The organism is Agromyces sp. P1_H4 (assembly GCF_056405255.1).
Genome location: NZ_JBFUCL010000249.1, coordinates 1 through 5,712, shown reverse-complemented (window position 1 = coordinate 5,712; position 5,712 = coordinate 1). Strand labels below are relative to the sequence as shown.

Below are 5,712 nucleotides of genomic sequence, written 5' to 3'. Positions count from 1 at the left end.
CGGCACCCTCGAGGGCGGGCTCGACACGCTCCGCGACGGCACGGGCACCCTGCGCGACGGGCTCGACGACGGCGTCGCCGCCATCCCCGACTCCGACCAGGCCACCCGCGACGCGCAGGCCGACACCATCTCGGATCCGATCGCCCTGCACACGTCGGCGCTGACCCAGGCCGGCAACTACGGCGCGGGCCTCGCCCCGTTCTTCGCGGCGCTCGCCGGCTGGATCGGCATCTACGCGCTGTTCCTCATCGTGAAGCCGATCTCGCGACGGGCGGTGACCGCGCTGCACTCCCCGATCCGTGTCACGCTTGCCGGCTGGCTCACTCCCGGCCTCCTCGGTGCGGTGCAGATGGTGATGCTCTTCGTCGTGCTCGCCGTGACCCTCGGCTTCCCGATGGCGAACCCGGTCGGCACCCTCGGGGTCATGCTGCTGGCGTCGGTCACGTACGCGGCGATCATCCTCGCTCTCAACGTGTGGCTCGGGTCGGTCGGGCAGTTCCTCGGGCTCGTGCTCATGGTGCTGCAGCTCGTCACCGCGGGCGGCACGTTCCCGTGGCAGACGCTGCCGGCACCGCTCGCCGCGCTGCACCACGTGCTGCCGATGGGCTACGTCGTCGACGCGATGCGGCAGTTCATGTACGGCGGCGACCTGTCGCGCGCCGGGGTCGACGCGCTCGTGCTCCTGGCCTGGCTGGTGGGCGCCCTCGTGCTCGCCGCCGTCGGCGTCACCCGCATGACGCACTATCGCACCCTGCGCGACCTGCAGCCGAGCCTCATCGGCTGAGCGGATGCCGCGGCCGGCCTCAGCCGTCAGGCGGGCGTCTGCTGGTGCGCGGCGACGTGCCAGGCGCCGTCGTCGTAGAGGTAGGTCGTCGACATGCGGAGGTTCACCGTGTCGTCGCCACGCCGCGCCACCGCGCGGTACACGACCACGCCGGCGTGGTCGCCGAGGCGGATGACGGCGGGCTCGTGCAACTCGTACGACTCCCACGGCGGGGTGGTGCGGAACGCGGCGAGGATCTCGTCACGGCCGAGCATCGCCCCCTCGACGACCATGAGCGCGTCGCGGGTCATCGCGCGCTGGTAGTGCTCGCCGCCGCGACCGTCGAGGATCGCCTTCCATCCGGCGTGTTCCTCGTGCAGCAGACGGGCGGGCAGATCGTCGGTGATCTCGGTCATGCCGGCAACGCTAGCCGCGGCATCCGCTCAGAGCCAGCCCTTGCGCTTGAAGACGAGGTAGAGGCCGCCGGCGAAGCCGAGCATGAGCGCGATCGCGAACGGGTAGCCCCACGGCTGGCCGAGCTCGGGCATGTACCGGAAGTTCATGCCGTAGACGGCGGCGATGAGACTCGGCGCGAAGATGATGGCGGCCCAGCTGGAGATCTTCTTCGACTGCTCGCTCTGCGCGAGCGCCGTCTCGGAGAGCACCCGGGTCTCCTCGTTCTGCCGCTGCGCCACCAGCGTCGAGTGCACCTGCAGCGCGTTCTGGAGCAGCTGGCGGAACGTGTCGCCGCGCTCGATGATCCGGATGACGTGGTCCTTCACGTCCCGCAGGTACCGCTGCAGCTCGAGGTCGACGGCGTACTTCTCGAAGCCCCGCTCGAGGCCGTCGAACATGGCCACCAGCGGTCGGGTCGCCCGCTGGAACTCCATGACCTCGCTCGCCAGGTCGTAGATGCGCCGGGTCACCTCGGGGTCGCCCGAGAACAGCTGCTCCTCGATCTCGTCGATGTCGTTCTCGAGGCCCGCGTCGACCGGCGAGTACTCGTCGACGACCTCGTCGAGCACCGCGTAGAGCACCGCCTCCGGCCCCTTCGCGAGCAGGTCGGGCGAGGACTCGAGCCGGTGGCGCACGCTGGCGAGGTCGGGGGACTCGGCGCGGCGGATGGTGATGGCGAAGTCGGGCCCGATGAACACGTGCAGCTCGCCGAACTCCACCTGCTCCTGGGCGTCGAGGTAGCGGGCGGGCCGCAGCACGACGAAGAGGCTCTCGCCGTAGCGCTCGAGCTTGGCCCGCTGGTGCCCCTTCTTCGCGTCCTCGACGGCGAGCGGGTGCAGGCCGAACTCGCTCGCGAGGGCGTCGAGCTCGCCGTCGGTGGGGCGGTACAGCCCGATCCACGCGAAGCCGCCGTGCGCCTCACGGGTCTCGAAGGTCTCCTCGAGCGAGGCGGGGGTGGCGACCCGGCGGCCGCCCGAGTAGATCGCGTTGTCGACGACGGGCATCGTCACAAGTCTGGTCGGCCGCGGCATCCGCGGGCCCATCGACACGCGCACGAGGGCGACGGATGCCGCGTGGCGGGCGCCCGCCGAGACGGCGGCTTCAGCCGTAGATGCCCTCGGCGTACCGGGGGCCGTAGTACTCGTCGAGCGCGTCGAGCGACTCGTCCTGGCGTTCGACGGCCTGCGCGATGACGGCCCGGCGCGGTGCGGCATCGGGCGTCCACGTCTCGGGCTGCCAGGCCTTGGAGCGCAGGAACGCCTTCGAGCAGTGGAAGAACACCTCCTCGATGTCGACGAGCATGGCGAGGGCGGGCCTGTGGCCGCGCACCACCATGCGGTCGAGGAACGGGGCGTCGCGCACGATCGTCGCGCGACCGTTGATGCGCAGTGTGTCGCCCCGCCCCGGGATGACGAAGATCAGCCCGACGCGAGGGTTGCGGAGGATGTTGTGGAAGCCGTCTGCGCGGCGGTTGCCCGGCCGCTCGGGGAGGGCGATCGTGGTGTCGTCGAGCACGGTCGCGAACCCGGCCGGATCGCCCTTGGGTGACACGTCGAGGGCGCCGTGCTCGTCGGAGGTCGCGACGAACGCGAGGGGTGCCGCCGCGAGCCAGGCGAGGTCGACCTCGTGCAGGCGGGACCGGGACTTGCCGGCAGCGGCCGGCAAGGGCCTGCCGACGATCTCCTCCAGTTCGCTCACGGAGGTGATGGGCACGCCGCGTTCGCTCTGCTCGACCATGCCCCCCAACCTACGCTCAGCGCACCGCGTGCATGAGCACCCACGAGTGCATCGCGATGGCGGCGGCGGCGCTCGCGTTGAGCGACCGGGTCGACCCGTACTGCGTGATCTCGACGACGGCGTCGGCTGCGGCGGTCGCCTCGGCGGAGAGCCCCGGACCCTCCTGGCCGAAGAGCAGCACGCAGCGCTCGGGCCACTCGAACGCCTCGATGGGCACGGCGCCCTCGACGTTGTCGACGGCCACGATGGGCACGGATGTCGCGTGCGCCCACTCGGCGAAGGCGGCGACATCCGGGTGGTACAGGAGGTGCTGGTATCGGTCGGTGACCATGGCGCCCCGCTTGTTCCAGCGACGGCGCCCGATGATGTGCACGGTGTCGGCGGCGAACGCGTTCGCGGTGCGCACGATCGAGCCGATGTTCATGTCGTGCTGCCAGTTCTCGATGGCGACATGGAACGGATGCCGCCGCGTGTCGAGGTCGACGACGATCGCCTCCATGCGCCAGTACCGATAGCGATCGACGACGTTGCGGGTGTCGCCGCGCTCGAGCAGCTCGGGGTCGAAGTGCGGATCGGCCGGCCACGCGGAGGGCCCGCCTGGCCACGGGCCGACGCCGTGCGGAAGGGTCGGCTCGGCGGGTTCCGTCGGTTCCGCGGCATCCACTCGCTCATGCGCGTCGACGTCGCGGCTGGGGTCGGTTGTATCCACGAGGCAAGGCTAGCCGGGTGGGATGAGGCCGACCCCGGCGCGCTCACGCCGGGGTCGGTTGGTGGTGCGGAAGCGCATCAACCTCCGAACTCGACGCCGCCACGGCAGGCGTCACCGGGGCTCGGCACGGCGTCCTTGTATCCGCCGCGGACCCACTGGCCGTAGCTCTGCACGTGGCCGCCGGTGACGAAGTCGTCATCGAAGCCGGGCGGGTTGCCCTCCATCGCATCGGGCACATCCCGCCCGGAGTAGGCGCAGGCCGAATTGGCCGTCTCCGCTCCAGGGACTGGTTGGCCATGGCCGCCGGTCTCGCCGGCGAATGCCGCTCCGGCACCGCCACCGAGCACGAGGCCCAGTGCGACGGCGCAGCCGATGACTGCTCGTTTCATGATGTTCCACCTCCGGGTGATGTGCCGGACGACCACGATGCGCCCCAACATGGTGAGGCCCCGGCCCAGTGCAGGCCGCCCGATGCGACGCACCATACTCCTGTCCCGGCGACGCCATCAGTCTTTTCGGGTCACCGAAATCCGGGTAATCTTTCGGCATGCCTAAATCAGCGGATGCCGCGACGACGCGGTCCCCGACGCGGGCGGCTGCGACGGCAGCCGGCGGCCCGCCGGCCTCGCTGCCGCGGCTCGCCTGGCTGATCGGCCCGGCGCTCGTGGCGGGCGTCGCCTACCTCGATCCGGGCAATGTCGCAAGCAACATGACGGCCGGAGCGCAATACGGCTACCTGCTCGTCTGGGTGGTGGTGCTCGGCAACACCATGGCGTGGCTCATCCAGTACCTCTCGGCCAAGCTCGGCGTCGTCACCGGCAAGAGCCTCCCCGAAGTGCTCGGCGAACGCATCGGCAACCGCTGGGGACGGCGGGCCTACTGGCTGCAGGCAGAGCTCGTCGCCATGGCCACCGATCTCGCCGAGGTCATCGGCGGGGCGGTCGCGCTCAACCTGCTCTTCGGGATCCCGCTCGTCTGGGGCGGCCTCATCACGGGCGGCGTCTCGCTCGTGCTCCTCGTCATCCAGTCGCGCCGCGGAGCACGACCGTTCGAGTTCGTGATCATCGGCCTGCTCGTCATCATCACGATCGGCTTCAGCGTCGGCGTCTTCGTCGCCCCGCCAGACGCCGCCGGGGTCATCGGCGGGCTCGTGCCGCGGTTCGCCGACGCCAACTCGGTGCTGCTCGCGGCATCCATCCTCGGCGCCACGATCATGCCGCACGCCATCTACGCGCACTCCGCCCTGAGCCGCGACCGCTTCTCGCCCCAGGCGCGCCCCTTCGGGGAGCCGCCGGCGGATGTCGCGGCAGACGCGGGCGACCCCGTCGAGGCCGGGCGCCGCATCCCCACCCGCCGCCTGCTCGTGGCCACCCGCTGGGACGTCTCGATCGCGATGGCGATCGCCGGCACCGTGAACCTCTGCATCCTGCTGCTCGCCGCCGCGAACCTCGCCGGCGTCGCCGGCACGAACAGCCTCGAGGGCGCGTACGCCGCCCTGCAGGTCTCGCTCGGTCCGCTCGTCGCCACCCTCTTCGCGGTCGGCCTGCTCGCCTCGGGGCTCGCCTCGACCTCGGTCGGCGCCTACGCGGGCGCCGAGATCATGCGCGGGCTGCTGCACGTGCGCGTGCCCCTGATAGCGCGCCGCCTCGTCACGCTCATCCCCGCGCTCGTCATCCTCGCGCTCGGCTTCGACCCCACGGTCTCGCTCGTGCTCAGCCAGGTCGTGCTCTCGTTCGGCATCCCGTTCGCACTCATCCCGCTCGTGTCCGTCACCGCGCGACGCAGCGTGCTCGGGCGCTACGCGAACCACTGGGGCACGACGGCCGCCGGCGTCGCGGCATCCGTGTTCCTCATCACCCTGAACGGCCTGCTGCTCTGGCTGGTCTTCACGGGGGCGTGAGCCGAGCGTCCGGTCAGGTGATGGGCGGATGCCGCGTGCGGGCGTGGGACCGCCCCGGGTGCCGGCACGGAATTGCGGTACCCGGGGCGGTCGTCTGGTGCGGCCGAGCGACGGAGCGTTGCGAACCCGTGCGGCTCGCGGCATCCG

At 71.3% G+C, this 5,712-nt stretch carries 7 protein-coding genes; 2 read left to right on the top strand and 5 right to left on the bottom strand.

The features are described 5' to 3' along the window. On the top strand, nt 1-784 hold a 784-nt coding region (locus AC1DY2_RS14245), incomplete at its 5' end, for a YhgE/Pip family protein (RefSeq protein ID WP_476763027.1). A 26-nt stretch (nt 785-810) separates the two neighbouring features. Here AC1DY2_RS14245 and AC1DY2_RS14240 read toward each other — a convergent pair. The 5 genes from AC1DY2_RS14240 to AC1DY2_RS14220 form a co-directional block, all read right to left on the bottom strand. Then, nucleotides 811-1,179, bottom strand: a complete 369-nt coding sequence (locus AC1DY2_RS14240; protein ID WP_476763026.1) for a nuclear transport factor 2 family protein — start codon at nt 1,177-1,179, stop codon at nt 811-813. Between the two features lie 27 nt (nt 1,180-1,206). Continuing rightward, entirely contained in the window at nt 1,207-2,223 is a 1,017-nt protein-coding gene (locus tag AC1DY2_RS14235) for a magnesium and cobalt transport protein CorA (protein WP_476763025.1), read from the bottom strand. A 97-nt stretch (nt 2,224-2,320) separates the two neighbouring features. Continuing rightward, complete coding sequence (locus tag AC1DY2_RS14230) at nt 2,321-2,956, bottom strand: MSMEG_1061 family FMN-dependent PPOX-type flavoprotein (RefSeq protein WP_476763024.1); 636 nt, start codon at nt 2,954-2,956, stop codon at nt 2,321-2,323. Between the two features lie 16 nt (nt 2,957-2,972). Beyond that, nucleotides 2,973-3,620 carry a TrmH family RNA methyltransferase gene (locus AC1DY2_RS14225; protein ID WP_476763028.1) on the bottom strand — a complete coding sequence of 216 codons (648 nt, stop codon included), beginning with the start codon at nt 3,618-3,620 and terminating at the stop codon, nt 2,973-2,975. Between the two features lie 122 nt (nt 3,621-3,742). Further along, nucleotides 3,743-4,054: a hypothetical protein gene (locus AC1DY2_RS14220; protein WP_476763023.1), complete on the bottom strand. Its 312-nt coding sequence runs from the start codon at nt 4,052-4,054 to the stop codon at nt 3,743-3,745. A gap of 158 nt (nt 4,055-4,212) precedes the next feature. Between AC1DY2_RS14220 and AC1DY2_RS14215 the strand changes: the two genes are divergently transcribed. Continuing rightward, the gene (locus AC1DY2_RS14215) at nt 4,213-5,565 is read left to right on the top strand and encodes an Nramp family divalent metal transporter (protein ID WP_476763022.1); all 1,353 of its coding nucleotides are present in this window, start codon (nt 4,213-4,215) and stop codon (nt 5,563-5,565) included. Nucleotides 5,566-5,712 lie beyond the last annotated feature (147 nt).

Coding starts and splice junctions, on each gene's coding strand:
- AC1DY2_RS14240 (WP_476763026.1), bottom strand. CDS start 1,179: ATGACCGAGATCACCGACGATCTGCCCGCCCGTCTGCTGCACGAGGAA.
- AC1DY2_RS14235 (WP_476763025.1), bottom strand. CDS start 2,223: ATGCCCGTCGTCGACAACGCGATCTACTCGGGCGGCCGCCGGGTCGCC.
- AC1DY2_RS14230 (WP_476763024.1), bottom strand. CDS start 2,956: ATGGTCGAGCAGAGCGAACGCGGCGTGCCCATCACCTCCGTGAGCGAA.
- AC1DY2_RS14220 (WP_476763023.1), bottom strand. CDS start 4,054: ATGAAACGAGCAGTCATCGGCTGCGCCGTCGCACTGGGCCTCGTGCTC.
- AC1DY2_RS14215 (WP_476763022.1), top strand. CDS start 4,213: ATGCCTAAATCAGCGGATGCCGCGACGACGCGGTCCCCGACGCGGGCG.